The sequence below is a fragment of the Massilia cellulosiltytica genome, assembly GCF_047325105.1.
GTDB lineage: Bacteria > Pseudomonadota > Gammaproteobacteria > Burkholderiales > Burkholderiaceae_D > Telluria > Telluria orientalis.
Genome location: NZ_CP168562.1, coordinates 6,543,825 through 6,560,835 on the forward strand (window position 1 = coordinate 6,543,825; position 17,011 = coordinate 6,560,835).

The window sequence follows — 17,011 nt, forward strand, 5'->3', positions numbered from 1 at the left end:
AGTTCGGGAAAGTCAGGGAGACGGCGGGCCGCTGGCGCAGGGTTCCCCTCGCACGCCTTGGGGCATGCGTATCGCTGTTATTGTCGGACTGAGGGACCGCGCCGTCTCCCCTTCCCCGGTGAATGGTCGTTGAATTAGCGGGCAGGGACCGCGGCGCTTGCCGGGTCCCTGCTTCGAGCTTGACGCCATGATAGGAAAATCGCCCGCGCCGTCCCAGCCCCACCCGTGGGGTCACATCCGCGAGACGGTGGGACGCAGCTGTTCCAGCAGACCGGCCTCGGACGAGCAGCCGAATTTTTCGTAGACGGCCTTCACGCAATCGCGCAGCACGGCGTCGCTGACTTCCATGTTGGCGCGCGCCGATTCGCGGCCGCCGCCGACGCCCATCCAGAACGCCACCTCGGCCTGTTGCGGCGACAGCTCGACGGAGCCGATGGCGCGCCAGATGCGCAGCGGCAGCGGCACGACGAATTTCATGAAGATGCCGACCGTGCGGATGTAAGCCGGGTCCTCGGCATGCAGCGCGGCCGCGCCGCCCGCGCTCATCCACTGCGCGCGCGCCTCCAGCACGCCGCCGGCCATGGCGAGCGTCCCGAGCGGCAGCAGCCACGGATAGCGGTCGCCGTGCGCGACGGATTCCACGAGGCGCAGGCAGAACGGGGGCAAGGTGCGACGGTTGAAGGCCTGGCGCTCCTGCGCCGCCAGCTGGTCGAGCAGCGCGCCGGCCGAATCGCTCAGGTACAGGATCTGGCCGTCGACGGTAGCCAGCAGCATGGCCTCGTCCTCGACGACGCCGGCGCCGCCTGCCGCCAGTTCGGGCGCGTTGCGCAGCACGTGCTCGAAATACGTCGCCACGCGCTGCAGGTCTTCCTCGTCGTGGCGGTCGAACGCGGGGCCGTCGTGGCGCCACAAGGTGATCTCGCCCAGGCGGCGGCCGGCGTTCGACAGCGGCACCTGCAGCGTGTGCAATGCGGGCGTGCCGTTCGCCGTGAAGCCGGCGTGGTCGCGGTACGCATAGCCGCTCGGCGGCGGCAGCACCGACACGTACGCGGGGTCGTTCCCGGCCAGCGGCGACGCCCCGGCCGGATCGACGCGCAGCGCCAGCTCGGCACAGGAATTCGGCACGAGCTCGCGCACCAGGGTGAAGGCATCCTGGACCATCGTCATCAGGTCCAGTCCCGCGTAGCACAGGATGCGCAGGCGGGCCCATTGACGGCTGTTCTTTTTGCGGGACACGGATGGTTGCTGGGAAGCGGTAACTGGATAGGCAGTGAATACTGAGTGGTTAAACAATGATTGTCAACAAGTTATGGGTCGGTGTTCGATTTCGGATATTCTTCTCCCATGAAAATGACATATCTTCCACCTGGCCCTGGGGTCAATCCGGATGCGCCCCTGATCTATATGTGGGAAATCCGGGACGCCAATGGCAATGTGACCGGCCGATATATCGGGAAAGCGAATGGAGGCGCGAAGCGCCCTACCCAACATTACAGCCGCAACGTCAACCGGTTGCTGGCAGGCGAGCCCTATCGAAACGGAAAGCCTTATCGCCGTGTTCACGTTGCCTTGGCCGAAGCAGTCCGCCACAAGCATGACATCGCACTTAGCTACCTGTGCAACGTGATCGACAAGAACCGGATCTTCGAGATCGAAGCGCGCTACATCAAGGAATACGGTTGCGATGCCGACGACGGCATCGGCCTGAACGGGCGCTGGAAAAACGCACCTCCAACACCGCCGCTGCCGTCATCGACACCGGCCGGGACGAGAGCGAATATCGAGCCGGACGTCGACCTGGAAGACTTCATCGAATTCGTGAACGAACATTATCCGGACCGTTTCAGGATCGAATCGACGCCGCTACGCTACTCCCTGTATATCGAAGGCACACGTATCGTGCGGGCAAAAGTGAAACGCGGGGGAAGCAAAACCGATATCAAAGGTGTGCTGTCGGAAAAGCACGGCATCGCCCCGTTCAGAATGACTTGGAACGGCGACGACGACGAATTGAAGCAGGTATTCGAGACAGAACTCCGCCTCTATCGGCAACTTCGCAACAGCGCCTGACCGGCGGATAGGCGGTCGCCGTCAGTGGGCCGGCTTCCTCTCCGCTGCCGCGGCCAGGATCTGCGCCAGCTTGCCGATTTCGACCGGCTTGACGAGGTGGTGGTCGAAGCCCGCCTGGCGCGACAGCTCGCGGTCGCGCTGCTGGCCGTATCCCGTCAGCGCGACGTAGACGGCCTGCGCGTGGCGCGTGTCGCGACGCAGGCGGCGCGCCAGTTCGTATCCCGTCATGTCGGGCAGGCCGATGTCGAGGATGAAGACTTCTGTGGCGGAATCGGCATGCGCCAGCGTGCCGGCCGCGTCCTCGTGCACGTGCACCGTGTGGCCGTGCGCGCGCAGCAGCACCGCGAGCGACTGGCCGGCGTCGCCGTTGTCGTCGACGATGGTCACCGCGAGCGGCCGCGCCTCCCCGCTGCCCTCGCCCGACCGCACGACCTGCCCCACCTCGGCCTGCGCGAGCGGCAGGGTGACGGTCATGGTCGTGCCCTGCTGCAGCCCGGCGCTGTGCGCGGCCACCTGGCCGTTGTGCATGCGGACGATGCTCTTCACGAGCGCGAGGCCGATCCCGAGGCCGCCCTGCGAGCGGTCCGGCGCGCGGTCGGCCTGCGTGAACAGGTCGAACACGTGCGGCAGCAGCTGCGCGTCGATGCCGCTGCCGTTGTCGCGCACCGCGGCCCGCGCCGCTCCGTCTTCGAGGGTCACGACGAGGGCGATGCGTCCGCCCGGCGGCGTGTACTTGGCCGAGTTGTTGAGCAGGTTGACGAGCACCTGGATCAGGCGCGTGCGGTCGCCTTCGACCGGTACCGGCGCATCCGGCAGCTCCACCGTGAGGCCATGCTGGCGCTCCTCGATGTGCGGGCGTGCCTGCTCCACGGCCGCCATCGCGACCTTGTTCAGGTCGAGGATCTCGTTCTCCAGTTTCACCAGGCCGCGGGTGACGCGCGAGACGTCCAGCAGGTCGTCGACGAGCTCCGTCATGTGCCGCACCTGCCGCGAGATGATGTTGCTGGCTTTCAGGCGCAGCCCTTCGTTCACTTCGGGCAGGCGCAGGAGCTGAGCCGCGCTCGTGATCGGCGCCAGCGGATTGCGCAGTTCGTGCGCCAGCATCGCGAGGAACTCGTCCTTCATCTTGTTGTGGCGCTCGGCCTCCGCGCGCGCCGCGCGTTCGCTGGACAGCAGCTGCTCGCGCTCCTCGGCCGCGCGCTGGGCCATGTCGTACAGGCGCGCGTTGTCGATCGCGATCGCGGCCTGCACGGCGAAGGCGCCGATCAATTCTTCGCTGCGTTCACTGAACATCGCGGGCTGCGGATGGCCGAAGAACAGGCCGCCGATCACTTCGCCCGAGCGCGACACGACGGGTGCAGCGAGATAACTCACGACGGGCAGATGCCCGGCCGGCATGCCACGATGCGGCAGCATGGTGCCGTAGCGCGGATCGTCGCGGATGTCGTCGCTACGAATCGGCGCGCTGCCGTCGAACGTGGGCACGAGCATGGGCGTGGGACGGGGCTTGCCGATGCGCTCGAACGCGGCGCGCGGCGCTCCGGACAATGCGTACAGCGAATACACATCGCCGTCGCCGTCCTTGTTGTTGTAGAAGAATGCGCCGAATTCCGCGCCGACGAGCTGCGTGGCGGCATCCGTGATGGCCTGCATCAGCGGCTCGAGGGCGATCGTCGACGCCAGCGTCTCGGTCGCGCTCTTCATCAGTTCCAGCACGCGCGTCTCTTCGCGCAGCGCCTCCTCGGCACGGATGCGGCGCAGCGCTTCCCACATGCGGCGCGCGGCGTCTTCCAGCAGGCGGACCTCGTCCCCGATGCGGCCCGCGTCGAGCGGCGCATGCAGCGCCAGCACGGCCGCCAGGCGGTCGCCGTCCATCAGCGGCACCGCGATGCCCGCCTTGTCTCCGGCCGCGCCATCCGTCGACCACACGGTCTCGCCCTTGCACAGCCGTTCCGGCACGCCAAGCGCCAGCGCCTCCAGCGCCACGGTGCGGCCGGACTGCGGCGTGCGCGCGCCGCCGTCCCACTGTTCGAGGATCACGGCCGCAGCCGCGCCCGGCCTGGTCTCCGCATACGTCACGGTGGCATCGTCGACGTACGCGCCGACCTGGCGCAGCGCGGCCCGCAGCAGCGGACCGGACGACGTCTCGCGGCGCAGGATGTCGGCCAGTTCGAGCTGGAAGGCGCGGCGGCGTTCGGCCTGCACCGTCTCCGTCGTCTCGACGAAGGTCACCAGCACGCCCTTGGGGCTCCCGTCGTCGCCGCAGACGGGGCTGTACGAATAGGCGAAGTGGCAGGTCTCGAAATAGCCGTAGCGGTTGATCGTCAGGGCAAGGTCGCTCGAACCGACCGGCTCGCCCTGCAGCACGCCCGCCCACATCGGGCCGATAACCGGCCAGATCTCCGGCCACGTCGCACGGACGTCGCCGCCCAGCGCCCCATCCTTCTTGGCGCCGAGGATCGGCACGTAGGCATCGTTGAAGAATTGCGTGTACGCGTCGCCCCAGGCGAGGTACATCGGCAGCTGGCAATCGAGCAGCGTGCGGACGGCGAGTTTCAGGCTGAAGGGCCAGTGCGCGACGGGACCGACGGGCGTCGTCTCCCACGCGTGGCGCCGCATCTGCAATTCCATGTCGCCCGGCTTTCGGGCGGATGTGTCATCCAGGGATGCAGGATCGAACGGCCAGGGCATATCGTGGATAGTCGGAGGCAAGCCGGAGCGGCTCAGCTAGCCATCATAGCAGGCGGCGTGAGCCCGACGTGTGCATATATTGAAATATTGTAACAAAAAGATGGGAAAATGTTACGCCCCCCGTTCGATCCGCGCGAGCAGGCGCCGGCCCGCGTCGACGATCCCGGGGCCCGGATCCATCTGCGCCCGCACGATCATGCCTTCCACGCACAGCAGCGCCTCTTCCGCCACCTGGTCCGGCGCCGCCAGTCCCAGCCGTGCAGCCACGCCGCCGAGATAGCGTTCCAGTTCGCGCTTGTGGTGCACGGCCTGCCCGCGGTGGCGGGGATCGTCCGTCGCGCCCGTCTCCGCGACGGCATTGATGAAGGCGCAGCCGCGAAAGTCGTCCTGCGCGAACCACTCGCCCAGCGCGTCGGCCACGGCAGCCAGCCCTTCCCCGCGCGCGAGCCTGGCGTCGACGGCGGCCGTGAACCACGACGTCCAGTGCTCGTGGCGCCAGTCGAGGAACGCGGCGATCAAATCGTCTTTCGACGGGAAATGGCGGTACAGCGACATCTTCGCCACGCCAGATTCCGCGACGATCCGGTCGATGCCGGTGGCGCGGAAACCGTCGCGGTAGAACAGGCGTTTTGCCGTATCGAGGATGCGGTCGCGGGCGGAAGGCTGGGCCATGGTCGTCAGGTCGGGTCGGAGTGCGGGACTCCATTATATGATACAGACCTGTCTACATCAACTAGCTGGATGGATGGGCCGCGTCAGGCGCGTTTCGCTTACGATACAGACCTGTCTACCTCACCACTACAAGGAGCCTGCATGTCCACGATCGAACCCCGTCCACCCCTCCCACCGTTCACGCGTGAAACCGCCATCGAGAAAGTCCGCCTGGCGGAAGACGGTTGGAACAGCCGCAACCCGGAAAAAATCGCACTGGCCTACACGCCGGACAGCTATTGGCGCAACCGCGCGGAATTCGTCACCGGCCGCGAGCAGATCGTCCCGTTCCTGGACCGTAAATGGAAGAAGGAACTGGACTATCGCCTGATCAAGGAATTGTGGGCCTTCGAAGGGAACCGCATCGCCGTGCGCTACGCCTACGAATGGCACGACGATTCCGGCAACTGGTTCCGCACGTTCGGCAACGAGAACTGGGAATTCGACGAGAACGGCCTCATGGAGCGGCGCTATGCCTGCCTGAACGACATGCCGATCCAGGCATCCGAGCGCAAGTTTCACTGGCCGCTGGGTCGGCGGCCGGACGATCACCCCGGCTTGTCGGCGCTGGGGCTGTAATCCCTTACTGGATGACGCCGCAGGCGATGCGGTCGCCCCCGCCGCCCAGCGGCTTCGGCTGATCCGAGAAATTGTCGCCGCCGGCATGGATCATCAGCGCCTTGCCCTTCACTTCGGACAGCTTCGTCAGGCGCGGGGCCGTCACGGCCGTGCTGGCCCCGCCATTGCCCCCGACGACGAGCGGCGGCAGGTCGCCCAGGTGACCGTCGCCGGACGGGCCGGCATGGTGCTTGGCGCCGGTCGGATCGAAGTGACCGCCGGCCGCGCCGGCCGGCACCTTCTTGCCATCCTTCTCGTTCGTGCCGCAGCTGGCCATCTCATGCACGTGGAACCCGTGCGCCCCGGGCGGCAGGTTCGTCAGGTTCGGCGTGAACACGAGACCGCTCTTCGATTCGGTGATCGTCACGGCGCCGATCGGTTTGCCGGTGCCGTCCGGGCCCACGAGCGTCATCGACGCTTGCAGCTGGTCGGCGGCGTGGACGCCGGCGGCTGCGGACAGTGCGCATGCGAGTGCGATGAGCGATTTGATCGTCATACCGTCTCCTTTCAGGTTGGGAATGTGTCGCGGGAATAGTGTATTCGATAACCAGCTGAGTTGACGCAACGGATACCGTGAGCGCGGCAGGAACAATGGCGAGTCGACCGAGGAGCCGTCATGTCCGATAACCTGCTCTCAGAAATCCGCCAGACCATCATCGACATCCACCCGGAACTGGCCCACGATGCCAGCCTGCCGGACCGCCTCGAGCGCGCCCATGCGCATGCGGTGGTCCTGGGATTCACGGATGCCGACGTCATCGCCCGCTTCCTCCGCTACGAAGCGATGGCCCCGAATTTTTATCGCCAACCCGCGATCGACGCCTGGCTGCGGCGGCCCGGCCAGCCGGTCGAGCAGCGGTTCGCGGACGTGCTCGTGCGGGTGAAGTCCGGGTTCAGGCGGGAGTGATGGCCAGACAACAAAACAGGTTGGCTTTTTGTTACTCTGCCCGACCTGACCGGGTTCGGCCAAGCCGTTGCGCGACATGGCGACAAGACTGCCTGCGGTGCGACGCTGATCGCCGGTCAGTCGTCTGCCTGGTGGGACGACCATTCCAGCCCTGACGGCGCAGCTTCCGCTGCCAGCGCAAACACCGACATGTTCAGTAATCTGGTTGCACAGGAGGCGCCAACCATCTGCCTGGAGTGCCTCGCCAAAGCCGCTGCCGCAGGATCGGCCATGGTAGTGAGAAGCTAGTGTGGTTATCGTCGAGCACTTCCGGGCCCTTCAACAGGCTGACACTGCCTTATGGCTCTATGCGTTGGTTGACGGCTTCCAGTATGAACAGCATACCGGTCAGCGTCTGGTTTATCAGCGCGGCATCAATCGCCCTATTTTTCTCGGTACGGAAGATGAGCCTCTGGCTCACCCCGGCCCGTGGCTCATCGACGTCGTCAGGGCGCCTGACCAGTTGCAGTCGCTGCACGACCTTGAGCAAGCGCTGCCATCGGTGTCGTGGCTGATCTCGGCGATCGATCTGGAAGGCCTGGGCCAACTGCTGCAACTCAAACTCGACGCGCAACTGCCGGATGGCCGCAAGGTACTGCTGCGGTTCTACGATCCGCGCGTCCTGGGCAACCTGATGCAGACGATGAACAACGCGCAGCGCGCCGAGTTCGTCCACCTCATCGACGAATGGCACTTCATCCACGATGGCCGCAGAGTATGCATGGGAGGGCCCCGTGCTTGAACTGAGCGAAGAACAGCTCGCGCATCTGGACCTGCTGGAAAAGCGTCAGTACATCAAGCAAGTCTGCAAGAACATCGTCAGGGAACATCCCGAACTCGCAAGCGACAGGGGTTTGCCGGACCGCCTCGAACGCGCGTATGCGCACGCCGTCGCGCTGGGTTTCACGGATGGCGGTGCCATTACCCAGTTTCTTTATTACGAAGCTTTTGCCCCGAATTTTTATCGTGAACCGGCCATCGATGCCTGGCTCAGGAAACCGGGCCGGCCGGTCGAACAACGGTTCGCCGACATGATCGCGTGGGTGAAGTCCAGACTGAGGGAGAATTAATGGCAGCGCTCGCAGTTCCCATCCTCGAAGCCGCCGGCGGCGCCCTGTTGCGGGCGCTCGGTGTTGCCGCCGTTGCCGGCGCCGGCGCGGTTGCTGTCAACGAAGCGACCAGGAACAAGGTCGAATCTGCGGACAAGGCTAAATCTGCGCCGATTGCGGAGGCTGGGACTCAGGCTAAAACGAAAGATACTTGTGACAAATGCCCGCCGGACGGCGGGATGCTTGTTGAGCGTAACTGGAATATGTCTGAGGTATCGCGAAGCTACCAGGCTCGGATTACCGGCTTTATTCCTTATACAGAGTGGAGATTTCAGGAGAACGACTTCGATGGTTTTAAATCGAAGGAATGCTTGCTGCTCGAAGCGAAAGCAACCTACGACCAGTTCTTCGAGTCGTCAACCGAGCCAAAATTCTTCTTCAAGATTACAGGACTGCCGAAGATAATTGCTCAGGGGATACGCCAGAGCATGGTTACCCTGAAATCACCGCCATCACGATTACACTGGCATTTTATGCAGCCACTAAGTCACGCCTACTTTACCGCTCAATTTCGCAAGCGGTCCTTGATCATTACTACCTTTTTGACCCCATGAGCCAAATTCTTGAAATAGACGCTAATTTTCGCACTGGTGCTCAACTCCCATCGATAGACGAGCATTACATCGACATATGGAAAATAGCCAAGGCTCTGGAAACGCTAGGGCATCCTCTCGACCAATGGTTTCCTCCCGCAGATACTGAAGCCGATTCATTGCTGAATAAGGCATTCACTGAAGTGGGGCCGAGCGCAGCGGCACTTGCGATGGCCAAAGCTGACAGCGACAACCTTGCCACCGACCTGAGGACCTTGGGCGTGTGGAACGGTTCAGAAGAAGAAGGCGCTATCGCCTACACAGCCACATATAACATTGGCCCCTTTCCATCAACTTTGAATTTCAGCAGCAAAGATGCTGTAGTACTTCGCGATCGGTCCAATGTCATCAAATTGGTCTTGGCCGTTATCAATATGTGGAAACCCATGGTTGTCCAGGTAGCTCCAGGCGGATATCTGGAAAAAAGCGTTTTCCCTGACAGACCAGGCGCAGGCTGGATGCTCTATCTGCCGTTCGACATCAATGTTCGTCAAGTTCCGGAAGCAGCTGAAGTCATCAAGATCATGGATGACAAAGGTAAAACCCAGCGTGGTAGTCTCATCGTAACGGTAGCGGAAACCTTCGACGTGCAAAATCCTGAGCACATCAAAAAGGCGAACGCGATCGAGACTCGGCTGGTCGATCAAGATCTGCTCCCGACCAATAGTGAATTTGTCGCAAAGTTCTAGAACTGAACAGCGGAGATCGGCGCGATACGCATACTCAATTTCTGAGCGGGCGCAAGATGTCGGCAGTCCCTTTTACGTCTGCATACTCGCCATGCAGGTTCGCGAGCGCCATCAGATGAACCTCCTCGGCGCTGCGCAAGATGCCGCCGAAATCCGTCTTGTCGAAGGTAAAACAGGCATCCGCCACGACGACTGTCGAGAACCCGAGATTGCCGGCCGTGCGCGCCGTCGCCTCGACCGAATTGTTCGTGCTCACGCCGGCGATGACGACGTCGCGGATGCCGCGCGCATGCAGCCACCGTTCGAGCCCCGTGTTGACGAAGGCATCCGGCACGTTCTTTTCGACGACGTGCTCGTGCGCCAGCGGCAGGAACGTTTCCTGGAACTCGGCGCCGCTCTGGCCGGGCGCGAACACCGACGTCGGCGAGCGGCTGATGTGGCGGACGAGGACGACGGGCTCCTCGCGCTCCCGCCACGCGGCCAGCAGGCGGGCAATGTTGGCTTCCGCCTGCGGGTTGTTCCGGGGCGGCAGGGTCGGGCTCTGCATGCCTTTTTGCATGTCGATGATGAGCAGGGCAATCATGAGGTCGGCTCTCCAAAACGTTCGATGACGAAATCAATAAAACTGCGCAGCTTGGGCGAGCGATAACGGTCCGGCAGGTAAACGATGTGCATCGGCCGCTCCGGCAATCCGTACTCGGGAAACAGCTGGACGAGCCGCCCCGCCCGCACGTCGGGCTCGAGCAGGATTGTTGGCGGCAGCACGATCCCGAGCCCGTGCAGCGCCGCAGTGCGCAAGGCCTGTCCATTGTTGATTTTCACGCGGCCGGTGACGGGCACCTGGCAGACGTCGTGGTCGTGCTGGAAGCGCCACTGGTTGATGCTGGCCGCGCCGAACGCGATGCAATCGTGACTGGCCAGGTCGGCCGGGTCGCGGGGACGCCGCGCCGCGCGAGGTAGTCGGGCGACGCGCACAGCATCAGCCGGTACGGCGCCAGCGGCCGGGCGACGACGTTCGCATCCGGTGGCAACTGGCCGACACGGATGATGGCCTCGTAACCGTCTGCCATCAGGTCCACGAAGCGATCGGAAATATCCAGTTCGACATCCACTTGCGGATAGCGCGCCAGGTAATCGGACAGCACCGGCGCCAGCGCCTCCGTGCCGAACGTGACGGGCGCGCTGACGCGCAACGTGCCCGCGGGCGCGAGCCGCATCGTGTGCGCCTGGGCGTCCGTCTCGGCCACGAGCCGCAGGATCTCCTTGCAGCGCGCGTAATACTCCTCGCCGAACGCCGTCACGTGCTGGCGCCGCGTCGTGCGGTGCATCAGCTGCATGCCGAGCCGCTGCTCGAGCGCGCGGACATGGTTGCCGGCCATGGTCGCCGACATGCCGCACGCGTCCGCGGCCGCGCTGAGGCTGCCCTTCTCGACGGTGCACACGTAGACCTTCATGCTGTCCAGCAGATCCATTCGCAAGTCCTGGTTGGAAATGTTGCAAGAAATGCCGAGTTTATCGTCTTTCCGTTGGCAATCACACTGGGCGTCTCATTTCACAGGAGCCAACGCCATGTATGCCATCCAGCTTGTCGAACCGTCGTTGACCGCGTTCCGCCGCGTGTCCTTGCCCGATCCGCAGCCCGGGCCGGGCGACGTCCTCATCCGCCTGCGCGCGGCCGCGCTGAACTTCATCGACGTTGCCGTCGCGACGGGCAGCTTCCCCGGCGCGACCTTGCCGATGGTGCCTGTCGCCGATGGGGCCGGAGAAATCGTCGCGCTGGGTGCGGACGTGGAGAGCGTCGCGCTCGGCGACCGTGTCGTGCCGCACTTCATGCCGGACTGGCTCGACGGGCCGATGCGGCCGGAACGGATCGCGGCCATGCGCGGGATCACGCACCCCGGGTCGCTGTCGGAATACGTGGCGGTGCCGGCGAAGAGCGTCGTGCGGCTGCCGGAACACCTCGATCTTGCCCAGGGCGCGACCCTGCCGATCGCGGCGACGACGGCGTGGAATGCGGTGCGTTCGGCGTCGGTGCGGCCGGGTTCCACGGTCGTCATTCTCGGCACCGGAGGCGTGAGCCTGTTCGCGCTGCAGTTCGCGAAGGCGAGCGGCGCGACCGTCATCCTCGTGTCGTCATCGGACGAGAAGCTGGAACGCGGACGTGCGCTCGGGGCGGACCACCTGGTGAATTATCGTGCGGTGCCGGACTGGGACAAGGCCGTGCTGGAAATCACGCACGGCCGCGGCGCCGACCTCGTCGTCGAGACGGTCGGCGACGCGACGTTCGAGCGCTCGCTGAACGCGGCCGCGATGGGCGGCACCGTGTTCACGGTCGGGTTCCTGTCGGGCGCGACGACGTCGGTCAACCTGTTCTCCATCATCGGCAAGGCCTTGCGCGTGGTGGGCAACAGCACGGGATCGGTGGCGGACCTGGCGGAAGCGGTGCGGGCCATCGAGGCCAACGGCATCGTGCCGGTGGTCGATCGGCGGTTCGTGATCGGTGAGACGGCGGCGGCGTATGCCGAGCTGGCGGCGGGGTCGCGGCATTTTGGCAAGCTGGTGATCGAACATTGATATCCGAAGGGCGTCGTGCAGAAGCGGCGATCTGGTGTTACTGTTTCCTGTCCAACAACATTCACCACAGTGCCAAAGGATCATTATGCTTCTCTACGTCGACGCCCAGTACGCCAGTCCCTATGCGATGTCCGTTTTTGTCGGGCTCAAGGAAAAAGGCATTCCGTTCGATATGCAAACGCTGGATCTGGGGGCGGGCGCGAACCGCTCAGCGGACTATGCCGCCACCTCGCTGACACAACGCGTGCCGACGCTGGTCGACGGCGACTTTCGCTTGTCCGAGTCTTCGGCAATCACGGAATACCTCGATGAGGTGTATTCCGGCACCGCCCTGTATCCCGCCGACCCGAAGGCAAAAGCGCGAGCCCGGCAAATCCAGGCGTGGTTGAGAAGCGACCTGCTGCCCATCCGCCAGGAGCGTACGACGGAAGTGCTGTTTTATGGCCCGTCCAATGCGCCTTTATCGACCGCCGCGGAGCAGGCCGCGCAAAGACTGTTCAAGGCCGCGGATACGCTGCTGGCACAGGACCGTGAGCATCTGTTCGAGACGTGGTGTATCGCGGACGTGGATCTCGCCGTAATGCTGAACCGCCTCGTCCTGAATGGCGATGACGTGCCGGCGCGATTTGCCGACTACGCGAAGAGACAATGGGAGCGGGCGTCGGTTCAGGCATGGGTCGATCTGCCGCGTCCACCGCTCTGATCAAACAATGCGGCCCCCTCGAGGTGCCGTTTTTATTAGCTGATCCAGCCAAGGCTTCAGCATCCAGGATCGTCGCCCATATCGGAAAAATCGCAATCACCCATCTCTGACCATGCTCATGGGCCGGGCTCGTCCGATCGATACACTGCACTTATTCATATTGCTTATTTTATAACTTTTGAGCAATGAAGGTTGCAGATGATCCGGATTGCCCGCCACCTCGCATGCCTGCTCGCCGCCTGTGCCATCGCCGGACAGGCCAGCGGCCGTGACCCCGACCCGGACGGCTGGGGCATCGTGACGAGCCAGCCCATCACGGTGGCGGGTCATGAGTTCTGCCGTTCCTTCATCACGGCCTGGCTCGACAAGCCCGGCAGCGACCGCTACACGATCGCCATCCGCGAGCGCCCGTCGGCGCGCTGGGGCACGCTGATCTGGGTCGAGTACGGCCCGCGCCGGGTACTCCAGGTGCAGCTGCCGCCCGCGCGCACGGCGCTGAGGGCGCTGGGCGAAAACGCCGCCGAGAGCGCCTACCAGGCCGTCCTGGACATCGAGCGCCAACACACGCTCGTCCTCGATACCGACCTCGCGCCCGACGAATTCTGACCCCGCATGAAGGAGTGAGCCATGTCCCACCGACTGTCCCTGCCTGTCGCCTGCAGCCTCGCGCTCTGGGGCGCCGCCGCGTGCGCTTCCGAACTGGTCTACGTGCCGGTCAACCCGAATTTCGGCGGCGCGCCCTCCAACGGTCCGGGCCTGCTGGGCGCGGCGTCGGCGACCAACAAGCATGGCCTGTCGGGCCTGGGCGGATCGTCGCCGCTGAACCAGTCGCCCCTCCAACAGTTCAACCAGACGCTCGAACGCATGATGCTGAGCCAGCTCGCGTCCGCCGCGACGTCGAAGCTGATGGGATCGGACGGCAAACTGTTGCCGGGGACTTTTTCAACCGAGAACTTCGTCATCACGGTGACCGACCTGGGCGGCGGCCTGCTGCGCGTGACCACGACGGACAAGACGACCGGCGCCGTGACCTCGTTCGAGGTGGGCCAATGAACCCGCGGCGCTGCTCCCGTCTGACAGCATTGGCACTGCTGTGCTCGCTGGGCGGATGCGCCCATGTGCCCTCGACGGTGCGCGACAATGCCCAGCTGACGCCCGACACCGCGATCCGGCGCGACCTGCTCGCCCTGCCGCCGCCCAAGGGCAGGATCGCCGTGGCCGTGTACGGCATCCGCGACCAGACCGGCCAGTACAAGCCGGCGCCGGACAGCTCCTTCTCCACCGCGGTGACGCAGGGTGCGTCGTCGATGCTGATCCGGGCGCTGCAGGACTCGGGCTGGTTCATCCCGGTCGAACGCGAGAACCTGCAGAATCTGCTCACCGAACGCAAGATCGTGCGCGCGCTGGAGATGCCGCAGCCGGCGGGGGCGCCGCCCGTGCAGATGCCTCCCCTGCTCGCGGCCTCGGTCTTGATCGAAGGCGGCGTCGTCGCCTACGAGAGCAATGTGCGCACCGGCGGCGTCGGCGCGCGCTTCCTCGGCATCGGGATGAGCACCCAGTACCGGGTCGACCAGGTGACGGTCAACCTGCGCACGGTCGACATCCGCGGCGGCCAGATCCTGCAGAGCGTGTCGACCACCAAGACGATTTATTCGTACGAGCTGCATCCGAGCGTCTTCAAGTTCGTCAACGTGAAGGACCTGGCGGAATTCGAGGCGGGCACGACCCGCAACGAGCCGACGCAGTTGTGCGTGGGCGAGGCGATCGAGGCCGCCGTGGTGCACCTGATCGCGCAGGGCATCCGGGCCGGGAACTGGGCGCTGCAGGACGATGCCGGGATGGCCAGTCCGGTGCTGCGGCGCTACCTGGCCGTCGCGGGGAGCGCGCCATGACCACCCTGCGGCTCGCTGCCGGGGGCCTGCTGCTGGCCGCCGGCATCCTCGCGGGTGCCCGCGCGGGCGATCTTGCCCCGTCCGAACTCGATGTGCCCATCGCCGTCACTGCCGCGGCATCCCTGCCCGCCGCGCCAGGCCGGGCATCGGTGTCGCAGGCGGGCAGCGACAACAACGCCGGCCTGCTCCAGACGGGCCTGGACAACGAGGCCGTCGTGCAGCAGAGCGGCCAGCGGAACGCGGCCAGCATCCTGCAGGCAGGCGCAGGCAATCGGGCCGGCATCGACCAGCAGGGCACCCTGAACACGGCCCGCATCGAGCAGTACGGCCGGCAAGGCTATGCGCGCATCACCCAGTACGGCAACGGCAAGTCGGCCACCATCGTTCAGCATTAGGGGCCGCTGAATCGCTTTCCAATCCGCCCCTGTCCACTTCGAGGAGCACTTCATGAAATTCGCACTCTCGACAATCGCACTTGGTATCAGTCTGACTTGCGCCAGCCTGGCTGCATCGGGCCAGACGATCACGGTCACGCAGCAGGGCGGCGGCAATACCGTCGCGGCGGAGCAGGTAAATACGACGTCCGACCCGGTCGCCTTCCCGGCCGCCACCACCGCATCGATCACGCAGATCGGGAATAACAACCACGTCGGCGGCCCCGGTGCCACGAGCGGCGGCATTTACCAGATACTTGCCCCACGGGGCGGCGCGCGTGCAACGGTCAGCCAGACCGGGTCGGACAACAACGCGGGCATCACGCAGAACGGCAGGCTCGGAGGGAACTCGCCGCCGGTCGAAGCCGTGATTACCCAGCAAGGCAACGGGAACGATGCGACGATCACGCAGACGAACGCGTTCTCCAACGATGTTACCGTCGACCAGAACGGCAGTGCCAACCTGGCCCGCTTGCGGCAGGTCGGTACCGGCGATGCGTCGCTCCACGTCACGCAGAACGGTTCCGGCAACACGGCCACGGTGGACCACCTGGGCAGCTCGCACGGCGGACCGCAGGTGACCCAGACCGGCGAAGGCAATACGGTCTCGCTCTACGCGGACAATCTCCTTGGCCCCGGCGCCAGGATCACGCAGGACGGCAGCATGAACAACGCGAACGTCCTGCTGATCGGTTTCGATATCATGCTCACGCTCTCACAACAGGGTGTAGGCAACGTTGCCAACGCAAGCGTGTCAGGCACCAGTTATGCAGACATCAGCCAGAACGGCAGCTACAACCTTGCCAACCTGACCCAGGCCAACGGCTTCCAGAAGGCCTCGATTGCCCAGATCGGCAACAGCAACAGCGCAACGGTGACCCAGACTCTCCAGGCCTACTATGTCGGCAACGTGAGCCAGACCGGCGCGGGCAACTGGTCGAACGTCTATCAGCACTGATACCCCAAGGAGCAAGCTCATGAAATCCAGACTTTCGGCAATCGCCATCGGCGCGTTGCTGGCCTGCGCCAGCCACGTCGCGTCGAGCCAGACCGTCACGGTCACGCAGCAGGGCAACGGCAACACCGCGGCCGCTGAGCAGGTCGGCCTGACGCCGTACGACACGGCGCCGAACACCACCGCATCGATCACGCAGATCGGCAACAATAACCACGTGGGCGGCCCCGGCGCCACAAGCGGCGGCATCTTCCAGCGCGACACCAACAACGGTGTGACCGCCGTGGTCAGCCAGAACGGCACGGGAAACAATGCAGGGATCACGCAGGACGGCGTGAGGGTGTACGGTCGGTTCGACACCAGCATCACACAGCTCGGGAACGGGAACGATGCCGCGATCACGCAGGCCATCGTCACGTCGAGCCCCGTCATCGTCGACCAGAACGGCAGCGGCAACCTCGCGCGCGTGGAGCAGATCGACAGTGCCGACACCAGCATCCAGACCTCCCAGACCGGCACGGGTAACAGGTTGACGGTCAGCCAGCGGGGCGCCACGTTCCGCGGCCCGGCGATCACGCAGACGGGCGATGGGAATACCGTCGCCGTGGTCGCCAACAACATGGTGGCGGGCGGCCCCGACATCGTGCAGAACGGCACCCAGAACAGCGCGAGCACGACGCAGAACGATGGCTGGGATGACGCGATCACGATCCGGCAACAGGGATCGGGCAACACCGCCGACGCCAGCCAGACCGGCGACGCCCATGTCGCCGACATCAACCAGGTCGGCAATAACAACCTGGCCAGGGTGATCCAGACCGGCGCCGGCAACCTGGCCACGATTGCCCAGATGGGCAGCAGCAACAATGCGACGGTCAGCCAGGCTGGCGCAGGCTATGTGGCCAACGTCAACCAGACGGGCTCGGGCAACTGGACGAACATCTACCAGCACTGAGGCCGTCAAGCGACGGGTAAAAAAAACGGCACCCCTCGAGGTGCCGTTTTCACTAGCTGATTAAGCTAAGC

Annotated in this window: 20 protein-coding genes and 1 pseudogene; 15 read left to right on the forward strand and 6 right to left on the reverse strand. The window is 64.7% G+C overall.

Features of this window, described 5'->3' with window-relative positions; genetic code table 11:
- Positions 1 to 231: 231 nt before the first annotated feature.
- Entirely contained in the window at positions 232 to 1,236 is a 1,005-nt protein-coding gene (locus ACEN9H_RS28715) for a hypothetical protein (RefSeq protein WP_413672950.1), read from the reverse strand.
- A gap of 108 nt (positions 1,237 to 1,344) precedes the next feature.
- Here ACEN9H_RS28715 and ACEN9H_RS28720 point away from each other — a divergent pair, with 108 nt between their 5' ends.
- Positions 1,345 to 2,070 carry a hypothetical protein gene (locus tag ACEN9H_RS28720; protein WP_413672951.1) on the forward strand — a complete coding sequence of 242 codons (726 nt, stop codon included), beginning with the start codon at positions 1,345 to 1,347 and terminating at the stop codon, positions 2,068 to 2,070.
- A gap of 21 nt (positions 2,071 to 2,091) precedes the next feature.
- Here ACEN9H_RS28720 and ACEN9H_RS28725 read toward each other — a convergent pair whose 3' ends face one another.
- Both ACEN9H_RS28725 and ACEN9H_RS28730 read right to left on the reverse strand, forming a co-directional pair.
- Complete coding sequence (locus tag ACEN9H_RS28725; protein WP_413672952.1) at positions 2,092 to 4,701, reverse strand: ATP-binding protein; 2,610 nt, start codon at positions 4,699 to 4,701, stop codon at positions 2,092 to 2,094.
- Between the two features lie 171 nt (positions 4,702 to 4,872).
- Positions 4,873 to 5,433 (reverse strand): TetR/AcrR family transcriptional regulator, encoded by a 561-nt coding sequence (locus tag ACEN9H_RS28730; protein WP_413672953.1) that lies wholly within the window; start codon positions 5,431 to 5,433, stop codon positions 4,873 to 4,875.
- 141 nt (positions 5,434 to 5,574) lie between these two features.
- On the opposite strand from ACEN9H_RS28730, the gene ACEN9H_RS28735 reads away from it, so the two are divergent.
- A complete protein-coding gene (locus ACEN9H_RS28735; RefSeq protein WP_413672954.1) occupies positions 5,575 to 6,051 on the forward strand; it encodes a DUF1348 family protein in 477 nt (158 codons plus the stop codon).
- A gap of 4 nt (positions 6,052 to 6,055) precedes the next feature.
- Here ACEN9H_RS28735 and sodC read toward each other — a convergent pair whose 3' ends face one another.
- Positions 6,056 to 6,586 (reverse strand): superoxide dismutase [Cu-Zn] SodC, encoded by a 531-nt coding sequence (sodC, locus tag ACEN9H_RS28740; protein WP_413672955.1) that lies wholly within the window; start codon positions 6,584 to 6,586, stop codon positions 6,056 to 6,058.
- A gap of 120 nt (positions 6,587 to 6,706) precedes the next feature.
- On the opposite strand from sodC, the gene ACEN9H_RS28745 reads away from it, so the two are divergent.
- From ACEN9H_RS28745 to ACEN9H_RS28765, 5 genes are all read left to right on the forward strand, one after another.
- Positions 6,707 to 6,997, forward strand: a complete 291-nt coding sequence (locus tag ACEN9H_RS28745; protein ID WP_413672956.1) for a hypothetical protein — start codon at positions 6,707 to 6,709, stop codon at positions 6,995 to 6,997.
- A 289-nt stretch (positions 6,998 to 7,286) separates the two neighbouring features.
- A complete protein-coding gene (locus ACEN9H_RS28750; protein ID WP_413672957.1) occupies positions 7,287 to 7,778 on the forward strand; it encodes a DUF4123 domain-containing protein in 492 nt (163 codons plus the stop codon).
- Positions 7,771 to 8,106 (forward strand): hypothetical protein, encoded by a 336-nt coding sequence (locus ACEN9H_RS28755; protein WP_413672958.1) that lies wholly within the window; start codon positions 7,771 to 7,773, stop codon positions 8,104 to 8,106. Before ACEN9H_RS28750 ends, ACEN9H_RS28755 begins: the two co-directional genes overlap by 8 nt.
- A complete protein-coding gene (locus tag ACEN9H_RS28760) occupies positions 8,106 to 8,699 on the forward strand; it encodes a restriction endonuclease fold toxin 5 domain-containing protein (protein ID WP_413672959.1) in 594 nt (197 codons plus the stop codon). The genes ACEN9H_RS28755 and ACEN9H_RS28760 overlap by 1 nt, the downstream gene beginning before the upstream one ends.
- Positions 8,696 to 9,427 (forward strand): Imm52 family immunity protein, encoded by a 732-nt coding sequence (locus tag ACEN9H_RS28765; protein WP_413672960.1) that lies wholly within the window; start codon positions 8,696 to 8,698, stop codon positions 9,425 to 9,427. The genes ACEN9H_RS28760 and ACEN9H_RS28765 overlap by 4 nt, the downstream gene beginning before the upstream one ends.
- 34 nt (positions 9,428 to 9,461) lie before the next feature.
- Here the strand turns inward: ACEN9H_RS28765 and ACEN9H_RS28770 are convergent, their stop codons facing one another.
- Positions 9,462 to 10,010 carry a cysteine hydrolase family protein gene (locus ACEN9H_RS28770; protein ID WP_413672961.1) on the reverse strand — a complete coding sequence of 183 codons (549 nt, stop codon included), beginning with the start codon at positions 10,008 to 10,010 and terminating at the stop codon, positions 9,462 to 9,464.
- Positions 10,007 to 10,899 (reverse strand): annotated as a pseudogene (locus ACEN9H_RS28775) (LysR family transcriptional regulator). The gene ACEN9H_RS28770 and the pseudogene ACEN9H_RS28775 overlap by 4 nt, the downstream one beginning before the upstream one ends.
- Positions 10,900 to 10,996: 97 nt before the next feature.
- Between ACEN9H_RS28775 and ACEN9H_RS28780 the strand changes: the two are divergent.
- From ACEN9H_RS28780 to ACEN9H_RS28815, 8 genes are all read left to right on the forward strand, one after another.
- Positions 10,997 to 12,001: a zinc-dependent alcohol dehydrogenase family protein gene (locus ACEN9H_RS28780; RefSeq protein ID WP_413672962.1), complete on the forward strand. Its 1,005-nt coding sequence runs from the start codon at positions 10,997 to 10,999 to the stop codon at positions 11,999 to 12,001.
- Positions 12,002 to 12,086: 85 nt separating this feature from the next.
- A complete protein-coding gene (yfcF, locus tag ACEN9H_RS28785; RefSeq protein ID WP_413672963.1) occupies positions 12,087 to 12,704 on the forward strand; it encodes a glutathione transferase in 618 nt (205 codons plus the stop codon).
- A gap of 198 nt (positions 12,705 to 12,902) precedes the next feature.
- Positions 12,903 to 13,310, forward strand: a complete 408-nt coding sequence (locus ACEN9H_RS28790; RefSeq protein ID WP_413672964.1) for a CsgE family curli-type amyloid fiber assembly protein — start codon at positions 12,903 to 12,905, stop codon at positions 13,308 to 13,310.
- A gap of 21 nt (positions 13,311 to 13,331) precedes the next feature.
- Entirely contained in the window at positions 13,332 to 13,757 is a 426-nt protein-coding gene (locus ACEN9H_RS28795) for a curli assembly protein CsgF (protein WP_413672965.1), read from the forward strand.
- On the forward strand, positions 13,754 to 14,596 hold the full coding sequence (locus ACEN9H_RS28800) for a CsgG/HfaB family protein (protein WP_413672966.1): 843 nt from the start codon (positions 13,754 to 13,756) through the stop codon (positions 14,594 to 14,596). The genes ACEN9H_RS28795 and ACEN9H_RS28800 overlap by 4 nt, the downstream gene beginning before the upstream one ends.
- Complete coding sequence (locus ACEN9H_RS28805) at positions 14,593 to 14,991, forward strand: hypothetical protein (RefSeq protein WP_413672967.1); 399 nt, start codon at positions 14,593 to 14,595, stop codon at positions 14,989 to 14,991. Before ACEN9H_RS28800 ends, ACEN9H_RS28805 begins: the two co-directional genes overlap by 4 nt.
- 52 nt (positions 14,992 to 15,043) lie before the next feature.
- On the forward strand, positions 15,044 to 15,988 hold the full coding sequence (locus ACEN9H_RS28810; protein ID WP_413672968.1) for a hypothetical protein: 945 nt from the start codon (positions 15,044 to 15,046) through the stop codon (positions 15,986 to 15,988).
- A gap of 19 nt (positions 15,989 to 16,007) precedes the next feature.
- Positions 16,008 to 16,940, forward strand: a complete 933-nt coding sequence (locus tag ACEN9H_RS28815; RefSeq protein ID WP_413672969.1) for a hypothetical protein — start codon at positions 16,008 to 16,010, stop codon at positions 16,938 to 16,940.
- Positions 16,941 to 17,011: the final 71 nt, after the last annotated feature.

Coding starts and splice junctions, on each gene's coding strand:
- ACEN9H_RS28805 (WP_413672967.1), top strand. CDS start 14,593: ATGACCACCCTGCGGCTCGCTGCCGGGGGCCTGCTGCTGGCCGCCGGC.
- ACEN9H_RS28725 (WP_413672952.1), bottom strand. CDS start 4,701: ATGGAATTGCAGATGCGGCGCCACGCGTGGGAGACGACGCCCGTCGGT.
- yfcF (WP_413672963.1), top strand. CDS start 12,087: ATGCTTCTCTACGTCGACGCCCAGTACGCCAGTCCCTATGCGATGTCC.
- ACEN9H_RS28810 (WP_413672968.1), top strand. CDS start 15,044: ATGAAATTCGCACTCTCGACAATCGCACTTGGTATCAGTCTGACTTGC.
- ACEN9H_RS28760 (WP_413672959.1), top strand. CDS start 8,106: ATGGCAGCGCTCGCAGTTCCCATCCTCGAAGCCGCCGGCGGCGCCCTG.
- ACEN9H_RS28815 (WP_413672969.1), top strand. CDS start 16,008: ATGAAATCCAGACTTTCGGCAATCGCCATCGGCGCGTTGCTGGCCTGC.
- sodC (WP_413672955.1), bottom strand. CDS start 6,586: ATGACGATCAAATCGCTCATCGCACTCGCATGCGCACTGTCCGCAGCC.
- ACEN9H_RS28790 (WP_413672964.1), top strand. CDS start 12,903: ATGATCCGGATTGCCCGCCACCTCGCATGCCTGCTCGCCGCCTGTGCC.
- ACEN9H_RS28720 (WP_413672951.1), top strand. CDS start 1,345: ATGAAAATGACATATCTTCCACCTGGCCCTGGGGTCAATCCGGATGCG.
- ACEN9H_RS28765 (WP_413672960.1), top strand. CDS start 8,696: ATGAGCCAAATTCTTGAAATAGACGCTAATTTTCGCACTGGTGCTCAA.
- ACEN9H_RS28735 (WP_413672954.1), top strand. CDS start 5,575: ATGTCCACGATCGAACCCCGTCCACCCCTCCCACCGTTCACGCGTGAA.
- ACEN9H_RS28770 (WP_413672961.1), bottom strand. CDS start 10,010: ATGATTGCCCTGCTCATCATCGACATGCAAAAAGGCATGCAGAGCCCG.
- ACEN9H_RS28780 (WP_413672962.1), top strand. CDS start 10,997: ATGTATGCCATCCAGCTTGTCGAACCGTCGTTGACCGCGTTCCGCCGC.
- ACEN9H_RS28745 (WP_413672956.1), top strand. CDS start 6,707: ATGTCCGATAACCTGCTCTCAGAAATCCGCCAGACCATCATCGACATC.
- ACEN9H_RS28795 (WP_413672965.1), top strand. CDS start 13,332: ATGTCCCACCGACTGTCCCTGCCTGTCGCCTGCAGCCTCGCGCTCTGG.
- ACEN9H_RS28730 (WP_413672953.1), bottom strand. CDS start 5,433: ATGGCCCAGCCTTCCGCCCGCGACCGCATCCTCGATACGGCAAAACGC.
- ACEN9H_RS28800 (WP_413672966.1), top strand. CDS start 13,754: ATGAACCCGCGGCGCTGCTCCCGTCTGACAGCATTGGCACTGCTGTGC.